The organism is Flavobacterium sp. AC267 (genome assembly GCF_979258715.1).
Window position 1 is genome coordinate 2,386,421 of sequence record NZ_OZ409875.1, and the last position, 22,757, is coordinate 2,409,177.

General features: G+C 34.7%; 27 protein-coding genes and 4 pseudogenes. 1 reads left to right on the plus strand and 30 read right to left on the minus strand.

Annotated elements, in window-relative coordinates:
- Positions 1-251 precede the first annotated feature (251 nt).
- The 30 genes and pseudogenes from ACZZ95_RS12450 to ACZZ95_RS12595 form a co-directional block, all read right to left on the minus strand.
- Positions 252-890 carry a peroxiredoxin gene (locus tag ACZZ95_RS12450; protein WP_463469270.1) on the minus strand — a complete coding sequence of 213 codons (639 nt, stop codon included), beginning with the start codon at positions 888-890 and terminating at the stop codon, positions 252-254.
- Between the two features lie 125 nt (positions 891-1,015).
- Complete coding sequence (locus ACZZ95_RS12455; protein WP_463469271.1) at positions 1,016-1,528, minus strand: hypothetical protein; 513 nt, start codon at positions 1,526-1,528, stop codon at positions 1,016-1,018.
- The gene (locus ACZZ95_RS12460; protein ID WP_463469272.1) at positions 1,491-2,624 is read right to left on the minus strand and encodes a glycoside hydrolase family 3 protein; all 1,134 of its coding nucleotides are present in this window, start codon (positions 2,622-2,624) and stop codon (positions 1,491-1,493) included. Before ACZZ95_RS12460 ends, ACZZ95_RS12455 begins: the two co-directional genes overlap by 38 nt.
- Positions 2,625-2,632: 8 nt before the next feature.
- Positions 2,633-3,082 carry a GNAT family N-acetyltransferase gene (locus ACZZ95_RS12465; protein ID WP_463469273.1) on the minus strand — a complete coding sequence of 150 codons (450 nt, stop codon included), beginning with the start codon at positions 3,080-3,082 and terminating at the stop codon, positions 2,633-2,635.
- Positions 3,083-3,197: 115 nt separating this feature from the next.
- Positions 3,198-3,539, minus strand: coding sequence for a hypothetical protein (locus tag ACZZ95_RS12470; protein ID WP_463469274.1), 342 nt, complete (start codon positions 3,537-3,539; stop codon positions 3,198-3,200).
- Between the two features lie 22 nt (positions 3,540-3,561).
- Positions 3,562-4,837, minus strand: a pseudogene (locus tag ACZZ95_RS12475) (MFS transporter).
- A 77-nt stretch (positions 4,838-4,914) separates the two neighbouring features.
- Entirely contained in the window at positions 4,915-5,151 is a 237-nt protein-coding gene (locus tag ACZZ95_RS12480; RefSeq protein WP_463469275.1) for a hypothetical protein, read from the minus strand.
- A 31-nt stretch (positions 5,152-5,182) separates the two neighbouring features.
- Positions 5,183-6,397, minus strand: a complete 1,215-nt coding sequence (locus ACZZ95_RS12485) for a glycoside hydrolase family 10 protein (protein ID WP_463469276.1) — start codon at positions 6,395-6,397, stop codon at positions 5,183-5,185.
- 100 nt (positions 6,398-6,497) lie between these two features.
- A complete protein-coding gene (locus ACZZ95_RS12490; RefSeq protein WP_463469277.1) occupies positions 6,498-7,763 on the minus strand; it encodes an acyltransferase family protein in 1,266 nt (421 codons plus the stop codon).
- Between the two features lie 38 nt (positions 7,764-7,801).
- The gene (locus ACZZ95_RS12495; protein WP_463469278.1) at positions 7,802-8,527 is read right to left on the minus strand and encodes an anhydro-N-acetylmuramic acid kinase; all 726 of its coding nucleotides are present in this window, start codon (positions 8,525-8,527) and stop codon (positions 7,802-7,804) included.
- Positions 8,528-8,579: 52 nt separating this feature from the next.
- A pseudogene (locus ACZZ95_RS12500) lies at positions 8,580-9,008 on the minus strand (anhydro-N-acetylmuramic acid kinase); the annotation flags it as partial.
- Positions 9,009-9,222: 214 nt separating this feature from the next.
- Complete coding sequence (locus ACZZ95_RS12505; RefSeq protein ID WP_463469279.1) at positions 9,223-9,654, minus strand: serine hydrolase domain-containing protein; 432 nt, start codon at positions 9,652-9,654, stop codon at positions 9,223-9,225.
- A complete protein-coding gene (locus tag ACZZ95_RS12510; protein WP_463469280.1) occupies positions 9,578-10,129 on the minus strand; it encodes a serine hydrolase in 552 nt (183 codons plus the stop codon). Before ACZZ95_RS12510 ends, ACZZ95_RS12505 begins: the two co-directional genes overlap by 77 nt.
- A gap of 34 nt (positions 10,130-10,163) precedes the next feature.
- On the minus strand, positions 10,164-10,727 hold the full coding sequence (locus ACZZ95_RS12515) for a serine hydrolase (protein WP_463469281.1): 564 nt from the start codon (positions 10,725-10,727) through the stop codon (positions 10,164-10,166).
- Complete coding sequence (locus ACZZ95_RS12520; RefSeq protein WP_463469282.1) at positions 10,720-10,971, minus strand: hypothetical protein; 252 nt, start codon at positions 10,969-10,971, stop codon at positions 10,720-10,722. The genes ACZZ95_RS12515 and ACZZ95_RS12520 overlap by 8 nt, the downstream gene beginning before the upstream one ends.
- A complete protein-coding gene (locus ACZZ95_RS12525) occupies positions 10,919-11,113 on the minus strand; it encodes a hypothetical protein (RefSeq protein ID WP_463469283.1) in 195 nt (64 codons plus the stop codon). Before ACZZ95_RS12525 ends, ACZZ95_RS12520 begins: the two co-directional genes overlap by 53 nt.
- Positions 11,067-12,227 (minus strand): glycoside hydrolase family 3 protein, encoded by a 1,161-nt coding sequence (locus tag ACZZ95_RS12530; RefSeq protein ID WP_463469284.1) that lies wholly within the window; start codon positions 12,225-12,227, stop codon positions 11,067-11,069. Before ACZZ95_RS12530 ends, ACZZ95_RS12525 begins: the two co-directional genes overlap by 47 nt.
- Positions 12,228-12,245: 18 nt before the next feature.
- A pseudogene (locus ACZZ95_RS12535) lies at positions 12,246-13,752 on the minus strand (sodium:solute symporter).
- Between the two features lie 24 nt (positions 13,753-13,776).
- A complete protein-coding gene (gene murQ / locus ACZZ95_RS12540) occupies positions 13,777-14,598 on the minus strand; it encodes an N-acetylmuramic acid 6-phosphate etherase (RefSeq protein WP_463469285.1) in 822 nt (273 codons plus the stop codon).
- Positions 14,599-14,731: 133 nt separating this feature from the next.
- A pseudogene (locus tag ACZZ95_RS12545) lies at positions 14,732-15,929 on the minus strand (exo-beta-N-acetylmuramidase NamZ family protein).
- 109 nt (positions 15,930-16,038) lie between these two features.
- Complete coding sequence (locus ACZZ95_RS12550) at positions 16,039-16,320, minus strand: hypothetical protein (protein WP_463469286.1); 282 nt, start codon at positions 16,318-16,320, stop codon at positions 16,039-16,041.
- A 76-nt stretch (positions 16,321-16,396) separates the two neighbouring features.
- The gene (locus tag ACZZ95_RS12555) at positions 16,397-16,942 is read right to left on the minus strand and encodes a hypothetical protein (RefSeq protein ID WP_463469287.1); all 546 of its coding nucleotides are present in this window, start codon (positions 16,940-16,942) and stop codon (positions 16,397-16,399) included.
- 25 nt (positions 16,943-16,967) lie between these two features.
- Complete coding sequence (locus ACZZ95_RS12560) at positions 16,968-17,582, minus strand: SusD/RagB family nutrient-binding outer membrane lipoprotein (RefSeq protein WP_463469288.1); 615 nt, start codon at positions 17,580-17,582, stop codon at positions 16,968-16,970.
- 17 nt (positions 17,583-17,599) lie between these two features.
- A complete protein-coding gene (locus ACZZ95_RS12565; protein ID WP_463469289.1) occupies positions 17,600-17,824 on the minus strand; it encodes a hypothetical protein in 225 nt (74 codons plus the stop codon).
- Positions 17,784-18,536, minus strand: coding sequence for a SusD/RagB family nutrient-binding outer membrane lipoprotein (locus ACZZ95_RS12570; RefSeq protein ID WP_463469290.1), 753 nt, complete (start codon positions 18,534-18,536; stop codon positions 17,784-17,786). Before ACZZ95_RS12570 ends, ACZZ95_RS12565 begins: the two co-directional genes overlap by 41 nt.
- Before the next feature lie 59 nt (positions 18,537-18,595).
- Positions 18,596-19,312: a hypothetical protein gene (locus ACZZ95_RS12575; protein WP_463469291.1), complete on the minus strand. Its 717-nt coding sequence runs from the start codon at positions 19,310-19,312 to the stop codon at positions 18,596-18,598.
- On the minus strand, positions 19,279-20,196 hold the full coding sequence (locus ACZZ95_RS12580; RefSeq protein WP_463469292.1) for a TonB-dependent receptor domain-containing protein: 918 nt from the start codon (positions 20,194-20,196) through the stop codon (positions 19,279-19,281). Before ACZZ95_RS12580 ends, ACZZ95_RS12575 begins: the two co-directional genes overlap by 34 nt.
- Positions 20,139-20,474 (minus strand): hypothetical protein, encoded by a 336-nt coding sequence (locus ACZZ95_RS12585; protein ID WP_463469293.1) that lies wholly within the window; start codon positions 20,472-20,474, stop codon positions 20,139-20,141. Before ACZZ95_RS12585 ends, ACZZ95_RS12580 begins: the two co-directional genes overlap by 58 nt.
- Before the next feature lie 14 nt (positions 20,475-20,488).
- Positions 20,489-20,974: a hypothetical protein gene (locus ACZZ95_RS12590; protein WP_463469294.1), complete on the minus strand. Its 486-nt coding sequence runs from the start codon at positions 20,972-20,974 to the stop codon at positions 20,489-20,491.
- A complete protein-coding gene (locus tag ACZZ95_RS12595; RefSeq protein ID WP_463469295.1) occupies positions 20,937-21,680 on the minus strand; it encodes a TonB-dependent receptor plug domain-containing protein in 744 nt (247 codons plus the stop codon). The genes ACZZ95_RS12590 and ACZZ95_RS12595 overlap by 38 nt, the downstream gene beginning before the upstream one ends.
- A 290-nt stretch (positions 21,681-21,970) precedes the next feature.
- Here ACZZ95_RS12595 and ACZZ95_RS12600 point away from each other — a divergent pair, with 290 nt between their 5' ends.
- The gene (locus tag ACZZ95_RS12600) at positions 21,971-22,642 is read left to right on the plus strand and encodes a DeoR/GlpR family DNA-binding transcription regulator (protein WP_463469296.1); all 672 of its coding nucleotides are present in this window, start codon (positions 21,971-21,973) and stop codon (positions 22,640-22,642) included.
- Positions 22,643-22,757: the final 115 nt, after the last annotated feature.

Genomic DNA, 22,757 nt, shown 5'->3' on the forward strand with positions numbered 1-22,757 from the left:
TTGATTTAAATTCCAATTTTTTAAATTCCAAATTTCAAATTTTACTATTGAAACTTATAAATTCTAAATTTTGAAAATGTTATTTTTGAAATGAAATTGCAAGTTTGTAAGTTCCAAATTCTAAATCTTGCGATTGAACTTAGAAATTTTAAACTTAAAATGTTTTTGATTTTTGAATTGAATTTTCCAGTTTTTAAACTCCAAATCCCAATTGGAATTTGGAATTTAAAAAATTGGAATTTATTTTTTTCTTAGTTAGCACTAAGGTATTCAGCAGTACTGATTCTATCAGCAGACATAGCTTCTTTTCCAGCTTCCCAGTTTGCAGGACAAACTTCGCCTTTTTCTTGAATGTGTGTGTAAGCATCAACCATTCTTAAGTATTCGTTTACGTTACGTCCTAATGGCATATCGTTTACACTTTCGTGGAAAATTTTTCCAGTTTCGTCAATTAGGTAAGTAGCTCTGTAAGTTACATTTGAACCTTCGATGATAACTGAATCTGTTTCTTCGCTGTACTCTGTAGAATCGATATCTAAAATTCCTAAGATGTTAGATAAGTTACGGTTTGTATCCGCTAAGATTGGGTAAGTTACACCTTCGATTCCACCATTGTTTTTTGGAGTATTTAACCAAGCAAAGTGTACTTCGTTTGTGTCGCATGAAGCTCCGATTACGATAGTATTTCTTTTTTCAAATTCTGGTAATGCGACTTGAAAGGCGTGTAATTCAGTTGGACATACAAAAGTGAAATCTTTTGGGTACCAAAACAATAATACTTTTTTGTTGTTGTTTACTGCTTCTTCAAAAATGTTGATTTTTAAATTATCACCCATTTCTGAGATAGCATCTACTGCAATACTTGGGAATTTTTTTCCTACTAAAGACATATTTTTCGTTTTACGTTAAAAATTTATTTCTGATGCAAAAGTAGGGTATAAGTACAGGTACTTACAATAAGATGTGATTATTAATATTTATAAGTTGATAAGTTTTGACTATTTTGTTTTTTAACTTATTGAATTTCAATGTTTACTGGAAGAATTCCTTTTGAAGGAATTTTATTTAAAAATTGATCAGTCGCTGTTTTTTGAAATTCTTCAAAATCCTGATACGCCTGAACTAATCCTGAAGCCCTTCTAAGATTCGGAATTAGAGGTAAAACATACGGATTTCCGAAAACGTAAAGTATGCATTTTTTAGTTTGAAGTAAATTTGAAATAAGTTCTAAAACTTCATCATTAATTTCGAAATTGTTCATTGGTTTTGCTTTCGGAACAAATAAGGAAATTAGAATTGTATCGAAATTTTCTAATTCTTTTTTTATGGATGAAACATCCGAAACTTCTAAGTTTTCAAAAGCAAATTCTGGCGAAGACAGTTTTGAATTTAAAGTTTTGAAAAAAGTATTTTCGGTATTTTTATATAAACTCAGTTTAGCTAATTTATTGTTTTTCTGCGCTTCAAAAACTAATTCAAAATTGGAATTGTCAATGATAGTTGTAAGAGCATTTTGAGCAATTTCCAAATTTAATTCTGATGCTTTTTCGAAGTTTAATTCTCCCGACGCAAGCAGTATTTCCAGAAAGAATCCCAGCTTTTTCTTTCGCTTTCATAATTCGGTTAAAACTTTCTTCAATGCGTTCTGGTGAAGCATTTTTTAGAATTTCTTCAATTCCTTCGGGAACATTTTCGGCGAAGCATAAAACATCATTTCCAGCATTAAAAGCTTCCCATTCTAAATGTCCTTTTGTTTCATACAATTTAGAAACGCTGTGCATATTCAAGGCATCGGAAATTACTAAACCATCAAAGCCTAATTTGTCGCGTAAAAGATCCTGAATCACTGCTTTTGATAATGTAGCCGAAGTATCTTTTCCGTCATTTAAACTCGGAACGGCCAAATGCCCAATCATAATCGAATCGACATTATTTTTTATTCCTTTAATAAATGGATACAATTCGTTTTCTAATAGCTCGTCTAAAGTTTCTTTTAAAACCGGCAATCCTAAATGCGAATCAACATTGGTATTTCCGTGTCCAGGAAAGTGCTTCAGACAGCCTAAAACCCCAACTTCCGACATTCCGTTTAAATATTCGATCGAAAAATCAGCGACTTTTTCTTTGTTTTCACCAAAAGAACGATAGCCAATAACCGGATTATTTGGATTATTGTTGATGTCTGCCAAAGGAGATAAGTTATACTGAATTCCGGCCGCTTTTAAATCTAATCCAATTTGTTTTCCGACTTCGTAAACGAGATTTGATTTATTTGCAGGCAAAGCGCCAAGTGTAATCGCGTACGGATATTGCGGTGTTTTTTCAATTCGCATTGCCAAACCCCATTCTGCATCAATGCTGATTAAAAGGGGAGTAGAAGCAGACTTTTGATAGCGAACAATAAGAGCTTTGATTTTTTCGTAGCTGTCGTCATTAAACACTACTTTTTTCTTGCTTTCATAATTCGTTGCGGCGCTCGCACGACTGTGGAAGAAAGTTAGTCCGCCAATGTTGTGTTCTTTGATCAAACGTTCTGTTTCCTGAATATTTTCTTCGGTATCGTTGATGAAAACTGCAGGAAAAAAGAATTGTCCCACTTTTTGTCGTAATGCTTGAGCTGTCATTTTCATTATTATAAAGTCTTTTTCATACAAACGCTGTTATCCATCTTTTCGTAAGGCGGATAATTTGGAATTATGATGTAATTTAATTTTTGATATAGGTTAATCGCTTCGGGCTGGTTTTTTCCCGTTTCGAGAATCGTGTATTTGTAACCAACTTCTTTTGCCCAGATTTCTAATTCTGCTAAAACTTTTGAAGCTATTCCTTTTTTTCTGAAATCAGGATGCACATACATTCGTTTGATTTCGGTTATGTCGCTTTCTTTTTCGCGAAAAGCACCGCGACCAACAGGAATATTGTTTTCATAATAAACCAGAACATGTTTGATCTTATCCGTTTTATTATATTGATTGTAAAACGCATGATCTTCGCCGTCTCTAATCGCTAAATCCTGATCTAATAAAACAACCAGATTTATAAAATCAATATCGTCTGAATTTGTTCGTTTTAGTGTGATCATGATTCAAAAAAGATTTTGTTTTTTACCATTAAGATATTAAGTTAATTAAGCTAAACTTTATGAACTTAATAGCTGTAATGGTAAGAAGAAAATTAAGCTTAATTTAATTTTTTAACTATTTCAATTTCGCCTTCTTTTGTTTGGCTATTTGCTTCTTGGTTTCAATTGCTTTTTCTAAGCGATTTTTAAAACGGAAAAGTTTTGGAAGTCCTTCAATTCGGTCTTCAATCGTGATTTCTTCGTACACGATAATGGCTTTTTCTAATACACGAATTTCATTGTCGAGATCGTTTTGGTTTTTGTAGATCGTTGCCAATCGATCGTAAGGGTGATTTCCTTTAAAGCTTTCTGCGACATTTTCTTCATACAATTCAATTGCTTTTTCAAGATTTCCGGTTTTTTCGAACTCAGCTCCTTTCAAGTTTCGTTCGGCCTGCAAATTGTCATTGATTTCCATATGTAAGAGTTTGATTTGGGATTTAAACTGCTTCAGATTTTTTCCCAAAATCTTTCGGGAAAATTAAAAAACGTGATAAAATAAGACCTGGAATTGTGGCAATAAAAACCCAAATAAAGAAGTTTTGATAGCCTAAATATTGTTGTATAAAACCGCTCAACATTCCCGGAAGCATCATTCCTAATGCCATAAATCCAGTTGCAATTGCATAATGTGCTGTTTTTGATTCTCCTTCGGCAACGTTTATTAAAAACATCATAAAGGCTGTAAAACCAAAACCGTAACCAAATTGTTCTAAAATAACGACGGCATAAATATAATAAATTGAGCTTGGGTGAAAAAATGCTAATAAAATAAAGCCAATTATGGGTAAATGCATTGCCAAAAACATAGGAAGCATCCATTTGGTAAGACCTTGTTTCGAAATAGCGATGCCGCCAAAAATACCTCCCAAAGTCAAAGCTCCAACACCAAATGTTCCGTAAATTATTCCAACGGCTTCAGTGTCTAATCCCATACCGCCTAATTCTTTTCCATCCAATAAAAAGGGACTTAACATTTTAAGTAATTGCGATTCTCCTAACCTGAAAACTAGAATGAAAGCTAAAATTAATCCGATTTGTTTTTTCTTGAAAAAGCTGATAAAGACTGTAGCGAAGTTTTGATTTTGATGTGTTTCTTTAGTATTTGCAACAGCATTTATTTCATTTTTTGGAGTAAAAATAAAATTGTAAGCAGTTATAAAAGTCATTAGTAAACCAACTGCAATCATTGTATAGGACCAAGCTTTGGTATTGTCACCATATTTGTGTTCTAAATAACCGGCAAAAAGTACGATTAAACCATTTCCTGCAAGCATGGAAAGTCTGTAAAAAGTACTTCTAATTCCAATAAAGAAAGATTGTTTGTCTTCTGGCAAAACTAATAAATAGAAACCATCACTCGCAATATCATTGGATGCCGATGCAAAAGCAACGAACCCAGAATATGGATAAGGATAGTATAAAAAAGCCATTGTACGGAATAGTAAATCCGACCAGTAAAAAGGCAATTGAAATTAATAACTGCATCGATAAAAACCATTTTCTTTTGGTTCCAACTAACTCAATAAGCGGACTCCAAAGTGGTTTGATTACCCAGGGAAGATATAATAAACTAGTGTAGACTCCGATATCTTCATTAGAAATACCCAGATTTTTATACATAATTACCGAAACCGAAATAATTATCGCATAAGGCAGTCCAGAAGCAAAGTTAAGAAGCGGAATCCAAAACCACGGTTTATTATCTATTTTCATTTGGTTGTGCTGGTATATAGTTTTTAAATGGTTTTTTTAGATCTATTGCTGTTGGTGTGCTTTCGTTGGCATAATAATCAATAAAAGTTACTGCACAGGCTTTGAAAAGATTTAGTTTTCCTGCAAGCAATAGAGAACGTAATTTGTCCGTCAACTTCTTTTACGGTTACTTTTTCAATAATTTTTGTAGCGTCGTTAACATCGATTTTTGAAACATGATCGCCTCCGTAAACTACCATGTAACGAACTTTGGTGTTCAACGGACTTTTAAATGTAAAATTATATCGGATGCTGTCTTTATTGTACTCTATCAATTTCGGCGTATCAATAATAACGTGTCGTAAATTAGGAACAGCAAGCAGGAAGCGCTGGATATTTATATTGGTTTTCTTCTAAATGACGGACTACGTCAAAGTTTTTCCCCATGAACCATTTTGAACTGAAATAAGCACTTCCAGAAACGTTTTTAAAACTTCTTGCAAAGTCAATCTGTGTTGGAATTTCAGTCATAAAATTCCAGTTTTTATCTCCATCACCTCTAATTTTGTATGAAGCATGACCGATATAAACGGCAGTATTATTAGAGTTCTCTGCCCACCATTTTACCAATTTAGAATAGGATGCTCTAGGATTGTTCATACTCCAATACAATTGAGGCAGAATATAATCGATCCATTTTTGGTCCATCCACAACATAGGATCTGCATATAAATCGTCATAATTGGATGTCGACTGTGTTTCAGAACCTCTTGGATCTTGCGATTTGTTTCGCCAAACTCCAAACGGACTAATTCCGAATTGAACCCAAGGTTTGCTTTCTTTTATAGTTGTGGAAATGGTGTGTACAAAGTTGCTCACATTCGCACGGCGCCAATCAGCAAGACTTAAACCTGCACCGTATTTTCTGTAGGAAGCGGTATCATTAAAAACTTTTCCAGGCACCGCATACGGATAGAAATAATCATCAAAATGAATGGCATCAATATCGTATTTGTCTACAACCTCTTTCACTACTTTTGTTAAATGTGCCTGAACTTCTGGCAGAGCAGGGTCATAGTACATTTTTCCGCCATATTCAATCATCCATTCTGGATGTTTAAAAATATCGTGATTGGGACTTAAAAGGTTTTTATTTAAATCGAAAGTAGCGCGGTAAGGGTTTAGCCAAGCGTGAAACTCAAAACCTCTGGCATGTGCCTGTTCAATCATCCATGCTAATGTATCATAATAGGGGTTTGGCGCAATACCTTCTTTCCCTGTTAAAAAACGAGACCAAGGTGCAAATTCAGAAGGATAGATGGCATCACCAACACTTCTAACCTGAACAATTACGGCATTGTAATTTAGTTTTTTATAAGCCTCTAAAATTTCAAGATAATCAGCTTTTTCTTTCTCTACGTTATCTATACTTGTTTTTGGCCAGTCGATATTTACAACGGTTGCAATCCAGACACCTCTAAATTCGTTTTTAGGATGCATTGATTTTTCCTGCGCTTGAGAAATCGTTGAAAAAAGAAATATAAATAAGATTGAGAATATTAAATACTGATTTTTATGCATTTCAATGTTTTTTAACAGAAACCAAAAATAGTTTTTTTAGATGATATAAGAAATTTAAATTTTGCAATAATAATTATGGTTTTTCTTAGAAAATTAAACTTTAAAAATCAGCTTGTTTTTGTAAAAATACCACAATACAATACTCCATAATAAAATGTAAATTATAGAATAAGTTAAGGACGAAAGCAGACTGATTTTCAAACAGCGGACTAATCCAAAAATTATAAGCATAATCTCTAACGTTTATTTTGTCTGAAATATTTTCAGGGTCTTGAATTTTAATCATCGTTAAGGCACGCGGCAAAATTCCAGAAACGAAAAATACAATCATCGGATTTACACCCCAAGTCAATAGAAATGTGGTCCATTTTTTATAGCCTCGAACATCAATTATGTAATAAATTAGTGAAAGCAATAATAAGGCCAAACCTGCCGTGAATAATACATAAGAACTTGTCCAAAGTGATTTGTTGATTGGGAAAACCAATGACCATAACAAACCAATAAGAATTAGAACTAAACTAATTCCTGCCATTATTTTATTGATTTTGATTTTCGGCATTGGCTGGATTAAAAGCTGTCCGATTAATAAACCAATTAAACCATTCCCAATTACAGGTAAAGTACTCAATAATCCTTCGGGATCCCAAGTTTTGGTTTCGATATACATATGATTTTCAAGCAGAACACTGTCTAGCCAAGAAGCTAAATTTGTGCCGACTTCTAAATTTGGATATCCTACGCCAGGAACAGGAATAAGCGTCATTAATGCCCAATAACCTAATAGAATCGAAGCGCTTAGAATTGCTTGTGTTTTTATATTTGTTTTGAGATAAATCAAAGAAACAAAAAAGTAAACAATTCCAATTCGTTGTAAAACGCCAAAGATTCTAATTTTAGCAAAATTCTCATGTCCGCTGTAAGCGAGACCAATTAGAATGACAAAAATAAGTACCGCAAGAATGGTTTTTGTTTTGAGATTGAAATCGCCAATTAAGGCATAACCAACACAGAAAGTGAAAAATAAACGAATGCACAAAAGTGTAATTCCGGACTGTAACCCCATGAAATGTATCGAATAAAAATAACTTAAAAAGAGTCCTAAACAGAAAATACGTAAAGATCGCGTTATAATTTTAGTGACATTTTCAGCATTGTCTTTTTTAATCGGCATTGCCAATGGAACTGCGATTCCCACAATAAAAATGAAAAACGGAAATACTAAATCGGCCAGCGTACAGCCGTTCCATTTGGCGTGATCTAATATAGGGTAAACGTAACTCCAGCTTCCGGGATTGTTTACTAAAGTCATTAATAAAACAGTCAGTCCTCTTAAAACATCAACTGAAATAATGCGGTCTTTCATTTTTGGTGGTCTTGTGGTTAGATTGGGTTTGGGGTATTTTAATCGGGCATTGAAATTTTCCCCATAGTTACCGATGGGATTTTTACAGAATTGAATTTGAAATCTCCTCCGGCAACAGTTTCGTTCGCTAAAATGGCAAATAGAATTGCTTCTTTTGCATCACTATTAATTCCCAAATCATTGCTTTTGAAAAAGGAACACGGCAATAATTCTTTCAGCCATTGCACTAATAAAGGATTATTAGCGCCTCCGCCGGACATGTAGATTTTAAAATCTTCTATTTTGTATTCGGTTTTTTGGATGGTAGATTGAATAGCTTCTGCAATTGTTTCTGCAGTAAAGCGGGTTAAAGTAGCTAATAAATCCGGTGCTAAAATATCAGTAAGATTACTTTTGGAAAGTGCTAATTCAACATATTCCGCATTAAATAATTCCTGACCAATTGTTTTCGGAAATCCTTTTTTGAAAAAAGCATTGTCTTTCAGATTTTCTAATAAAATTTGATTTACCGTTCCTTGTTTTGCTATTTCGGCATCTTTATCGTAACTCTTATCAAAGAAATATTTTTTTACAAAAAGATCGATTAAAGTATTTCCAGTTCCTGTATCGGTTACAAAAGTATCTTCGGTTTTTATGGCGGCGGGTAAATAAGTAAAGTTGGCAATGCCGCCAATATTCAGCATAATTCTGTTTTCGCCTTCTTTTCCAAATAAAAAATAGTCGCCGTAAACCGCCAATGGCGCGCCTTCGCCTCCTGCAAGCAACGTGTTTCTGCCTAAAATCTGATAACGTAATAATTCCTGTTTTAACCGCAATATGATCGCCGTCACCTATTTGCAAAGTAGCATTTGGAAATTTCTCCTGCTGATGCAAAAATTTTGGTGCATGCAAAACAGTTTGTCCATGAGAAGCAATTAAATCAACTTCAGCGGCAGGAATATTCCATTTTTTTAAAGTGTCATTTACCATTCCAGCATGAAGTAAACCAATCCACTCGTTGAGCAAAGCTAAGTGTTGGAATTCGATGTTTTTTTGTGCAAAAACTTTACGAATCTCCGTTTTAATTTCTTCTGAATAACTAACGGTTTCAAACTGAATAAGATTTACATTCGTATTCACACCAGAACCCGAAATTTCGCATAATGCAATATCAAGTCCGTCGAGAGAAGTTCCCGACATGAGTCCGATGATGCGTTTGGTTTCTTTTTGGGCAATTTGATAAAGTGCCTTAATATTTTTGTTCATAAAAATTCATTTAAAATGCGACTAAAGTTAAACAGTTGGGAGCATTAATTTAACATATAGAAACATAGATTTAGGACGCGAAAAAAGGCGTTACACTTGTTTTAAACAAACAGAGTCGCTATGTGTTAGAAACTAGTTTCTTTTGGTACTCTCTTTAATTCAAAATATTAAAACCTATGTTTCTATGTTTTTAATAAAGTCCAACGATTCAAAATTACTTGACAATAGATTCATATATTATTTTTTGTATCTCTTCACGGATTTTTTCCTTGGCTAATTTATTGCCTTCTTCACCAATTTCTGGGTATGTTCTATTCGATAAAAAGACATAAACAGTTTCGTTTTCGGGATCAACCCAAGCCATATTTCCGGTAAAACCAGTATGTCCAAAACTTGAAGCAGAGGCACATTGACAAGTCGGACCGTCTTTTCCTAATCTTTTATCAAAACCTAAACCTCTTTCTACTCCTTGAGCACAGTAAAAACAAGTATTGAAAGTGTCAAAAGTGGCTTCAGAAAAATAGCGTTCACCTCCGTAACTTCCTTTTTGAAGAAAAAGCTGCATCATTTTAGCCACATCCATCGCATTTGAAAATATTCCCGCATGACCCGCAACACCGCCTTCCATTGCGTACCGCCATATCATGTACATAACCTTGTATGAGTTGATGTCTGAAATAATTATCGATTTCTGTCGGTGCAATTTCTTTTTTTTCAAATTTCAACAACGGATTATAGGTTGTATAATTCATTCCGATGGAGTTGAAAAAGTTCTTTTGACTCAGATCTTCTAAGTTTTGATGCGTTGCTCTTTCCAAATATTCCTTTAAAATGATAAAAGTAAAATCGCTGTATTTATATTCTTTTTTAAGAGAAACAGGAGAGTCGGCGATGAATTTCATGATCGTGTCGTGATAATCATTTCGAATAAAAAGACTGTCGGCAACTTTTGTCGTGAAATTTTTCTCTGGAATTTTTCTGTAATACTTCTCCAGCGGAAAACTTTTTGCATCAATTGTAGATTTATAAAACGGACTCCACGCAATAAGTCCGGCGTAATGATTTAATAAATCTTTAAACGAAATATCCTTTTTGTTCGATTTCGCAAACAACGGCGACATCGTTCCGAGTTTGGTTTCTAATGTAACTTTATTTTTATCGTATTGCTCGCATCACGTTTGGAAGCGTAGAAATCATTTTTGAAATCGAAGCCACATCGTACAAATCAGTATTAGAAACTTTTACGTCTTTATTATAGGTATGATATCCATAGGATTTCTGAAAAACAACATTGCCTTTTCTCGCAACCAAAACCTGCATTCCGGGAGCCATTTTTCCATCAATTGCTTTTTGGGCAACGGCATCTATTTTAGAAAGAATTGCCGAACTCATTCCCATATTTTCGGGTGTTTCAAAACCTAGACGATCAATTTTTTCAGTATCGAGTCCGTCATTTACTTTGAAATTTTCATTGATCGAAACAGGTAATTTTCCTTTAGCACTTTTTGCTCCAAATAAAATTTCGGCGACAACAATTTGAGAAATATTTGAATTTTGATACGAAATCACCAATCCTTCAATGGCATCAAAATTCTGAATAGGAAGAAGTGTGTAAGGTTTAGCAAAAATGTCTAAAATCACTTTATTATTTTCGGCTATTTTGTTTAGAAAAAACAATTCGTTTGTACTGAAATCTTGTTTCTCCCAAGCTTTATTCACTTTGTGATAACTCACAATTACGAAATCGTATTTTTTTAGTGTCTGCGTTTAAAGAATCAACATTGGTATTTGAAACTTCTGTGATTGTCGTGTACTTTTTTAAAGTACTGATGAAAGTACTATTTACATCTTCTCCCAATTTTACGTAAGCAATTTTCTGCTCCAGATCTTTTATTGGAAGAATGTCTTTTTCATTTTTTAAAACCGTAGTCTGCGTTTTCGAATAAAGTATATTGAAGCGCATCTTTATCTGGGCTGGTTAGGTCTTTTTGTAAATTCTTTAGCTCAATTGGTTTGTATTTATTTAAACCTGCTTTGAATTTATAATGAAGAATTTTTTTAACCGAATGCGACAAACGCTCTTCTGTAATTTTTCCTGCGAGCATAAAAAGTTTTTAATTTATCTAAAGCCGCTGGGACATCATCTGGGCAGAGAAAAATATCATTTCCAGCTTCTAAAACTGCTAATTCTAAATCGCCGACACCTTTAAAATTACTCGCGCCTTTCATGCCCAAACCATCCGTAAAAATTAGTCCTTCAAAACCCAATTGTTTTTGAAGAAGTTCTGTAACCACATTATAAGATGCAGAAGAAGGAATATTTTCTCTTGGTTCTAAACTCGGAATATTGAGATGCGCCACCATAACCGAAGCCAGACCTTCATCAAAAAGCTGTTTGTACGGATACAATTCTACTTCGTCCATATGTTCTTTGGTAAACGAAACGGTGGGAAGCGCTTTATGAGAATCGACTGCGGTATCGCCATGACCCGGGAAATGTTTTCCGGTACACAAAACGCCTTGACTCTGAATGCCTTTCATTAATGCCGATGCGCGATTGGCAACGTTTGTTTTGCTTTCGCCGAAAGAACGATTTCCGATAATTGGATTCAGCGGATTGGTATTAATATCTAAAACTGGCGCAAAATTGAAATGAATTCCCATTCTTTTGCATTCGCTTCCCATTTGTCTTCCGACTTTTTCGATTAAAGCTAAATCTTGAATCGCTCCCAAAGTCATGTTCCAAGGGTAGGCATAAGTCGAATCTAATCGCATGCTTAAACCCCATTCGGCATCAAGGCCAATAAAGAGCGGAATTTTAGCTTTTGCCTGATATTCATTAGTCAATTTCGCCTGACGAACGGGCCCGCCCTGAAAGAAAATCAGACCTCCAACTTTATAATTGGCCACTAATTTCTTTATTGAATTAACATGAACGGAATCCCTATTGGAATAAGCCGAAACAAAAAACAATTGCCCTAGTTTTTCGTCTAAAGTCATTTGGGCGTAAATGCTGTCTGTCCAGTGATTTTCGGCATCAGAATCTTGTAGAAAAGGTTTTTTTTCTGCTTTGTTTTTTGGGATATAAACTTCTTTATTTTCGGTAGAAACAGGCTGATTGGTAACTACCGTAGTTTTGCTTTTTTTCGAAACACCACAATTGATGATAAAAAAAAGCATAATGGTAAACAGACCTATTTTTATAATAGCATTTTTCATGAAATAGTGTTTGGGCATTTAAAAAGAGATTCTTTCTGTTGTGCGTTTGCTGGTAAAATAAATTCCGATATACGTAAACAATCCGTTGATAAGGATTAATTCATTATCAAAAGTATAACCAAATAATTGTGTCGAATTTTCGCTTAAAAAGTAAGTCAGAATCGGCGAAATAATACAGATTATCGGAATCAATTTATCGTTTACTAATCTTGATTTTTGTAACAATCCAAAAGCGTACAATCCTAATAATGGACCGTAAGTGTAAGAGGTCGCCCCTGAAAATTAAGGCTACAACGGAAGCATCGTTAAACGAATTCAGCACAATAATGACCAGGAAAAGTAATATCGAAAACCCGAAATGCACCCAATGTCTTGTATTTACATTTTTGGTATTTCCTAAATTTTCAGACTTATCCATTCCGAGAAAATCAACGCAAAAAGAAGTTGTCAGCGCCGTCAAAGCCGAATCGGTTGTAGCAAAAGTGGCGGCAATAATCCCTAAAAGAAAAACAAAAGCCGGAACAATTGACAAATGATTTAAAGCAATTTCAGGAAAAAGCAAATCGGTTCTTGGTTTTCCTGTCGCTAAATCTAACGGAATTGCAACGCCATTTCTATCTGCATAGATATACAATAAAGCTCCTAAACTCAAAAATATAATGTTGATTAAAACGAAAATTCCCGTAAAAGTGAACATATTTTTTTGCGCCTCGCCAATGTTTTTACAGCTTAGATTTTTTTGCATTAAATCCTGATCCAGTCCAACCATTGCAATAGTAACAAACATTCCTCCTAAAATTTGTTTTACAAAGTGGTACTTGCTCGTAAAGAAATCATCGAAGAAAAATATTTTTGAATAATTGCTTTTTTGAATGGTGGAAACGGATTCAAGTACAGTTAAATTTAAACTATCACAAACAAAATAAATGGTAATAAACACGGAACTAACTAAAAAAAACGTCTGTAAAGTATCGGTAATAATAATGGTTTTAAGTCCGCTTCTAAAAGTATATAAAAAGATGAGTGCCAGCGCCAAAAGCACCGTAACAGGAAACGGAATGTTGAAATCGTTAAAAACATATCGCTGTAAAACAATGACAACCAAATACAATCTAAAAGCCGAACTAATGGTTCTGCTGACTAAAAATATAGAAGCGACGGTTTTGTAACTTCGAACTCCCATTCTTTGTTCGATATAACTGTAAATTGATGTCAGATTCATTCTGTAATAGAGCGGGAGCAGGACTTTTGCAATGATTACAAATCCGATTGCGTTTCCTAAAACGAACTGAAAATATTTGAATTGTTCTCCGTTTGGCGAACCCACTTCGCCGGGTACAGAAATAAAAGTTACGCCCGAAAGCGCAGTTCCAATCATACCAAAAGCAACTAAATACCATTTAGAATTTTTATTTGCTTTGAAAAAAGAATCGTTGTCTTGTCCTTTTTTGCTAATTATGTTTGAAATAAAAAGTAAAAGACCAAAGTAAACAAAGATGAAAATGAGAATGGTAGTAGAAGACATTTTGGTTTTGGTTTAGAAATTAGGTTATTTTTTACTGTTATGATCCAGCAGAACAGCGCGTACACTTTTATGTTTAAGCAGTAATTCTTCGGCAGTATCATAATCAATTGCAAGTTCTTCCATTATCATTTTGATGCCTCTTTTTACCAATTTTTCGTTAGATAACTGCATGTCAACCATTTTGTTACCTTTTACTTTTCCGAGTTTAATCATTACCGAAGTAGAAATCATATTCAAAGTCAGTTTTTGAGCCGTTCCCGCTTTCATTCGCGTACTTCCGGTTAAGAATTCTGGCCCTACAATTAATTCAATCGGATGGTTTGCTTCCTGTGCAATAAGTCCGTTACTGATGCAGGAAATACTTCCCGTTTTAATATTATGTTCTTTTGCTTTTTTCAATGCACCCAAAACATAAGGCGTATTTCCAGAAGCGACAATCCCGATAATAAAATCCAGACTTGAAATTTCAAATTTAGCTAAATCTTTCCAAGCTTGTTCGGTATCATCTTCTGCATTTTCAACCGCTTTTCTAATAGCAGTATCGTCGCCCGCAATAATTCCGATAATCATGTCGTGCGGAACGCCAAATGTAGGCGGACATTCTGATGCATCTAAAATTCCGATTCGACCAGAAGTTCCCGCGCCGATATAAAATAATCGTCCGCCCAATTGCATTTTTTTTACAATCGCTTTAACGAGTTTTTCAATTTTAGGAATCTGCTGTTCAATAATATGCGGTACTTTTTTGTCTTCTGTATTAATGTTCGTCAAAAGCTCTTTCACGCTCATTTGATCCAAATCTTTGTACAAAGATTCTTGTTCCGTTTCAGGGTTTTTATTTTTCATTTTTTTTCTTTTTTTTTTGATTTTTGAAGCCATAGTTTTTTTTATTTCTGGCTTCGATATTATGCATTAGTAGTTTCTATTTTATTAAAAAATAGTGTGATTTGGGGAAATTTTAAAGGGGGTAAACTGGTATTTAATAAATCAGATACGCTTTTCGCATAGTTTGAAAAGCCTCTAAATCTTTTTTCCAGCTGTCCCGAATGGCTTTTTCTGAAACGCCGGATTCAATTTGTCTGCTGCAATTTTTTTGTTCCTGCCAATTTGGTGAAAAAGGGAATAAAAAATTTAGATTTATCTGTGGTATTTTGGTACGCTTTTAAAAGCCAGCGTAATTCCAATTTTGTTACTTTTGGTGCCTTAGAAAGATCTTCGCCGTAACATTCTTTTCCGTTGTAAACAGGATCTTTAGCTCCAAAATTTGGTTTTGGCGTAAAAGTAAAACTTGTTTTGGTTAAGTAAGGAGAACCATAAATTTGAAATTGTTTTTCGGTTCCGCGACCGAGGCTCACATTTGTTCCCTCAAACAAACACAAACTGGCATATAAATTAATGGCCTGATCGTTTGGAAGATTTGGCGATGGTTTTACAGGAAGACCGTATGGCATATCTCTTTTATAATTACTGCACGGAATTACAGTCAGTTTGCATTGTATTCCGTTTTTGAGCCATTTTTGACCATTAATCATTTGACCGTATTCTCCAATTGTCATTCCGTGTAAAATTGGAATAGGATGCATGCCGACAAAACTGGTAAATTCTTTTTCCAGAATTGGTCCATCGACAATAGAGCCATTTGGGTTCGGGCGATCTAAAATTAGTAAGGGAATATTGTTTTCTGCACAGGCTTCCATTACATAATGCGGCGAAGAAATATAAGTATAGAATCTTGCTCCAACATCTTGCAAATCAAAAACTAAAATATCAATTCCTTCTAACTGCTCTTTTTTAGGTTTTCTATTTTCTCCATAAAGAGAAACAATCGAAAGTCCCGTTTTGGCATCTTTTCCATCTACTACATGTTCGCCCGCATCGGCTGTTCCTCTAAAGCCGTGCTCTGGTGCAAAAATGGTCTGAATGTTTATTTTTTTCTCTAGTAAAAAATCTACCAAATGTTTTTTATTGGATAAAATTCCAGTCTGATTGGTTACAATACCAACTTTTTTATCTTTTAATAAAGGAATATATTTTTCGAAATTATCAGCTCCTGTTTTAATTTCATTACTGATACCATTGATTTTATTTGTAATGATTTCTTTGGACGAATTTGCATTCGAAGCACTTGAAACGATCAAAAATAAAATAAAAGTGATTTTTTTTAAGGATTGAAACATAATACAAAAGTTTAAATTACAATTAAAATTACGCTTAATAAAGGACAAAAAACAAAATTGGATAATTAAATCGAACCACTTTAATCAAAAAGTGGTTCGATTTTTAAGCTTATTTATTCGTGATAAAAGTAACAGACGGAGCATTTGAAGTCGCCGTTGGTAATCCGCCAATAATTCCTCTGCAATAAATCGTATAAACTCTTCCCGCTCTAGGAATAAAAGCAGTACTTGCTGGTGAATTGGCAAGATTGGCAATGGTTGTTCCTGTAGTTGTTCCCGGAACATTTGTTGGAGAACCTGCTACGCGAACCTGCAATTGATACCCTCTTGTATCTTTAGGATCTTGTGGTTCAATAGCAATATATTTTTCGTCTCCACCTTTAAAAGTCACATTTCTATACGTGTAAACTTCTTTTGTGGTTATTGGCGTTGCTCCAGCAATTGAGGTTTCTTTAAGTAATCCTAAATCATAACCTGTTGCTAGCAGAATTACTGATTACATTGATAAAACGAATATAAGCTTTCGTTGGATCTAAATCAGCAACAGCTAAATCATCATTTAACTGATAAAGAGAATAAACTGCAGGCGTAACAGACGGAGGAGTTGATAGCAGGAAACTCGTGTAATATTTTCCTGTTTCGGTAACAATATTTCCATCATAAATGGTAACTGCTGGATTTGCGGGCGTTAAAATGCTCAAAGGCTGTGTGCCCGGTTTCATTAAAACATAATTTATTGGAACTGGAAATTGAGCACCATAACTCATACCAACCTGAACTCCTGTGGTAGAACTTACAGCCGAAATTTTTTCAGTTCCTGTAAAGTAGTTAATTTGAAAATTAGTTCCGTTTGGACCAACAGCGGCATGAACAAATTTTACGTTAGAAGCATCTGCAATTCCGTCCGTAGTTTGATAAGGCGTTTGGTCGTTCTCGTCCCCGCAGGAAGTAAAAACAAGTACTCCTAAAACGGGAATGATTAACTTTTTAAAATGGTTGAATATATTTTTCATCTAATTCGTTTTTAATTATAAAAAATTACTGTTTAGAAAACCACATTTCTTCTGTGTGATAATCTACTTTATCAGCTCCAATCGCTTTTAAAGCATCAAAATTCCAAACATATTCTGAGTTAAATCTTGGGCGAACTCTATATGGTAATTTTCCATTGTTATCTACAAATAATCCTCCGTTTGGAGTAAAATTCATTGTTTTGTAAATTTCTGTATCATAATGATATTTACGCAAGTCAGTCCAAGTTTCCAGCATTCCGTAACCAAATAAAGCTACATATTTTTGAAGCATAATTTGGCTGATCGTTAAATCTGCGGCAGCAGGAACAATATTTACATTCGTTAAGAACGCCGTTTTTTCAGCAGCCGTAATTGTTGAGGTAATTGGGAAAGTGGTGCTTACAACCGTATTTGCATTTACAAAATCAATATTAGCGTCAATTGCTTTTCTGTAAGCATCTAAAGCCATTGCTTTGTCGCCTTTGATGAATGCGGCTTCTGCTTTAATAAACTGAATTTCAGAATACGTCATTAAAGGAAAATTTGCTTTATCTCTAAAAAGATATCTTCCTGGAGTTGTAATCGTTCCCGCGACATACGTTCCGTAAATATTCGGGATTCTGCTTACGTTTGTTGCCACTGTTGAAGCCGTAGTATTTAACGGATTTCCATTAAAAGTATATTTAGACGGATCTGGATTTGCTTTGCAGATGCTGGCGCTAATTCAGACTGACCTACAGATGGTGCTAAAACTCTAGAAATTCTAGGATCTTTTACGTTTCCAAAAAGAGTTCCGTCCATTGTTCTTACTGCAAAATCAGTTTGACGGTATGTATTGAAATTATTTCTTCCAGGACCGTAAAAATTGATATCTCTTTGCAACTGTTCCGTTGTATCTAATCAACGCGTTATCTGCGTTTGAAGCCAATGATTTATCGCAGTATTCGATAACTTTATCAGCATTGTAAGAAGCTTTGTTAATTTGATTGTTTAGGTTTCTAGCCAAAACTCCGTAAGCAAATTTAACCCATTTCGAGCGGTCTCCGCCGTACATTTTATCTCCCGAAGCTGTGTAGGTCTGCGAAACATTTCCATCTGTACGATCTAAATCGACTAAACCTTCGTTTAATAAACGAACAACTTCAGCATAGACTTTGTCCTGAGAAACATAATCAAAAGAAAGGCGTGAAGTGAAAACTTGGTCAAAATCGATTAATTCGGAATGATAATCTGTTGCAACCTGCCAAGACCAAGCTCTGATTACTTTTGAAATTCCAGTAATGTCATGACGTTGCTCTGCGGTTGCTTTTTCCTGTAATTTCGTTAAGTTTAAACCAATAGCAAAATATGCCATTTTCCAGATTTCACCGCCTGTGTCACTATTTGCTTGATATCCAAAACGATCCCATTCGCTTCCTACAGCGCCAACGGTAGCAATACTGAAATTCTGAATGTATCGTCCTAAACAGCGGTTGTCAAATTGCAGTCCAACAGCCATCTGCTGTTCGATTGGCGGTAATAAAGCTGGTGCAGAAACATCAACAGGAAAACTAGGATTTACGTTTATATCCTCTAAATCGTTGCAAGAAATCATTGTGGTTACAAGACCTAATCGTTGCTATATATGTTTTTATATTTTTCATGGTCAATTAATTAAAGTCCGATTTTCAATCCTAAGTTTATTCCTCGTGGCGTAGAAACTACTCCAAAGTCAAAACCTGTTCCTCCAGCACCTCCAGTTGAAGCATTCGTTCCGTTAACCGAAGGATCTGCTCCAGTATAATTGGTGATGATAAACAGATCGGTCATGGTTAAGTATAAAGAAAGATTGTTGATGAATGTTTTCTTCAAGATTTCTGAAGGCATTTGATAGCTTAAAGTAATATCTCTCATTCTTAACCAATTGATGTCTTTTTCAATAAAATCAGCATCAATAGCTCCAGTTCTGTAGTATTCGTTTTGAACACTTGGTCGTACCGGAATATTATTTTGGGTTGGCGTAGCCGAATTTTCTAAACCGTCTCTCAAAACTCCCTTTACAATTCTGGTTTGATCACGATCTAAGGTTTTGGTAGACAATCCGTTTTGGTACAAATAGAATTCGGTTGCGTTGTAAATATCACCGCCTTTTCTAATGTCTAGTAAGAAAGATAAACTTAGGTTTTTATAAACAAATGTGTTTTGTAAACCAAGCATAAAATCAGGATTTCTGTCTCCAACAATTTTAAAGTTTGGATCTTTTAAAGCAAAACCAGTATTTGGATCAATTAAAGGTTCTCCGGCATTATTTCTCAAATAATCATTTCCAGTTAAAGTCGTTAACGGATTTCCAACGGTTACTCCATGCCGCGAACATTTCCGTAAAGCCAAGTATCAGAAACATAATATTCTGAAACCACAGAAGGAAGATTTAGTAATTTAGATTGTGTTTTGCTGAAATTAGCACTTACATTCCAAGAAAAATTGTCTTTTTGAATAGGACTTCCGCTTAAAGTAATCTCTAAACCTTGGTTTTGTAAATCTCCAAAGTTAGCAGAAGTTACCACGAATCCCGTTCCGTAGCTTAAACGCATATTTTTTAGAATTGGATCGATTGTTTTAGTGCTGTAAACTGCAACGTCTAATCCAACTCGGTTTTTAAAGAATTTTAATTCTGTACCCAATTCAAATGATTTACGGAATTCTGGTTTCAAATTCGGATTTGCTCCTGTAACTCCGTAAGCATAACCTCCATCTGTAGTTAATTGCGGCGTGAAAACCGGCTCTGCAGAATAAGGAGAAGGAATATTAGCGGCTTCCGCATAAGAAGCTCTCAGTTTTCCGTAAGAAAGTATTTCTTTGTCTTTCAATCCGTTTAGGTTTGTGAAAACAAAACTCGTTGAAACAGAAGGATAGAAAAATGGATCTGGTAAAACAGAAGTCCAGTCTTCACGTCCAGTTAAGGTCAAATAAACAATTTTGTCATAATCTAAACTCATCTCAGAAAAGAAACCAATGATTCTGCTTTGGATAATTCTCTCTTGAGATCTTTGCGTTGTAGCGTCTGTATTGTTGATAGAGTAGAAGTTAGGATCAAAAAAACGGCTTCCTGTTGTAGATAAAATTCTATAATCATTATCGTTAACCGAATTACCAACCATCAATTTGGTATTGAATTTTCCGAAAGATTTTTTAGCTGTAACTAATAAAGTCGTGTTTAAATTACTGGTATTAGAATAATAAGATTCGATATAACCGCCAGAAGCAATTCCCATGCCGCAGATTCTGGATGAATAGCTCTGTAACCTTGACCAGAATTCACATCCCAGCCCACACGGCCTGTTAAGTTTAACCAAGAAGTTGGATCGTAAATTAAGCCAACATTAGTAATGAACCGATTGTTGAAATCTTCAGATAAGTTTTTATTGACATCCCAATATGGATTATCGGTTTCGTTATCCAAAGCACCGCTTGTAATTTTTCTTCTCGTTCCGTCAGGATTTAGATAAACACTTGCATCATCATTTGAAGGCCATGTTAAAAGCGAAAGCAAATATCCTGCGTTTGTTACACCGGGAATCTGTACCGCAGATCCAGCTCCTTTTGTGCTTTCTGATTATCTGATTTTGTGAAATTAAAAGTAGCTTCTGATCTTAATTTTGAAGATAATTTTGCAGAAGCATTCAAATTTGCGGTCAAACGGCTGTAACCTGTATTGGGTACAACACCTTCTTGCTCTAAATTAGCAATAGATAAACGATAAGAAGTAGTTTCTGTACCCGCTTCAAACGAAAGATTATGATTGGTTGAAACTCCGGTTCTAAAGAAGTTTTCTACATTATTATAAAATTTAGTTCCCGGTTCGTAAGCCGTTCCAAATTGTCTTCTGTAATCTGGATTGTTTACACCGTCAGAACCTCTTTGATATACTTTTTGAATTTCGGGAAAACGGTATAAATTGTCAAATCTGGTATTAGTAGAATAGGTAAGTCTTCCAACTCCTTTTTTACCTTTTTTAGTTGTAATTACGATAGCACCATTTCCAGCCTGCATTCCGTAAAGTCTTTGCGACCTCAGGTCCTTTTAGTATTACTACAGATTCAATATCGTCTGGATTGATATCTGCGCCTCTGTTGGTATAATCTTGTGTTCTGTTTGGAGCATTAGAAATCGTTAAACCTTGATCCATTGTTTCGTTGCTCACAGGTAATCCGTCAACTACGTACAAAGGAGAGTTACTGCTGCTAAGCGAATTTACCCCTCTTAACTGAATCGCGACAGAAGCACCCGGTGCACCAGAAGTACTCGTTACCGTTAAACCCGCCACACGACCTTGTAAAGCCGTTGCAAAGTTCGGACGCTGTGTCTCGGCGATTTCTTTTCCTTTTACTTCCTGAACTGCATATCCTAAAGACGATTTGTTTCTTACAATACCCATAGAACCCACAATGGTAACATTGTTCAGTGTTTGAGCACTTTCTGAAATTACGATTTTAAGATTAACGCCATTCACGATAATTTCTTTGGTGTTAAAACCAATGTACGAAACAAGAAGCACCGCTCCTTGGTTAGCTTTGATCGAAAAGGTTCCGTCAGTTCCCGTTGAGGTTTGATCTTTGGTTCCCTGTACTAAAATGTTTGCGCCTGGCAGTGTGTTCCCAGCGCCATCTGTAACGACACCTTTTACTACATTATTTTGCGAATAACTGGCTAGTATTCCAAAAATGAAAAGTAAAAGAATTAAATGCTTTTTTTTCATAAGGGTTAATTTATGGTTAGAGAAGCGAAATGTATAAAATATTTTTAAAAAACTGCAACTTTATGTCGTATTTTTATTAATTCTATTTAATAATGCATAAAAACGCATTTTTTATTTTGAATTGATTCGAATTCTGTAAATCGTAAAAAGTTTTATTTCGAAGATTTTCAAAAGTGCTTTGTTTTTCTAAATTTGTAGAAAAGAACATCTTATGCTCAAAAAAGAAAGACATCAATTCATAATGAATAAATTGCGAGCAAGTCGAAAGAATAAATACAATCGACTTAGCCTTGGAATTGAATATTTCTGAAGATACCATTCGCAGGGATTTTATCGAGCTAAATGATAAAGGCCTAATAAACAAAGTATACGGCGGGGCATTTTTAGTCAAAAACAACCATAAAAATGTGTTTGATATAACTATTGTCAATGAGGATAAGAAAATAAGTGTAGCCAAAAAAGCACTTTCCTTATTGAGTGAAGGACAGGTGATTATCATGAGCGGGGGAACTACAAATTTGACATTCTGCAAGCTTATTCCGTTAAATTTTACCGCTACAATTTATACCTACAGCCTTCCAATTGCCATGCAGTTATCGCGACATCCAAATATCGAATTGATTTTTATTGGAGGAAAATTACAAAAGCAGGCGATGGTAACAGTTGGTATCGATGTGGTACAAATACTTTCTAAAATTAAAGCAGATATTTGTTTTATGGGGGTCAGCAGTATCGATGTAAATCAAGGACTTACCGAAATGGGTTATGAAGTTTCCGTAATCAAAAAAGAGATGATTAAGGCGTCAGACAAGGTAATTGCGCTTTTAACCTCAGAAAAAATGAACAGCAAGATGCCGCATAAAGTGTGTGATCTGGATAAGCTTTACGCTGTTGTAACCGACCTAAATGTGGCGAGTCCGAAAATCAAGAATTTTGTCGATTCAGGAATTAAAGTATTGTAAAATTGTATAAAAATGCATTTTTATGCGTTTTTTTAATGATATGATATCTCTGACAAAAAACATAAAACATATTTCCTTATTCTATATATTTGTTTCCAAACCAATTAAATTTTTT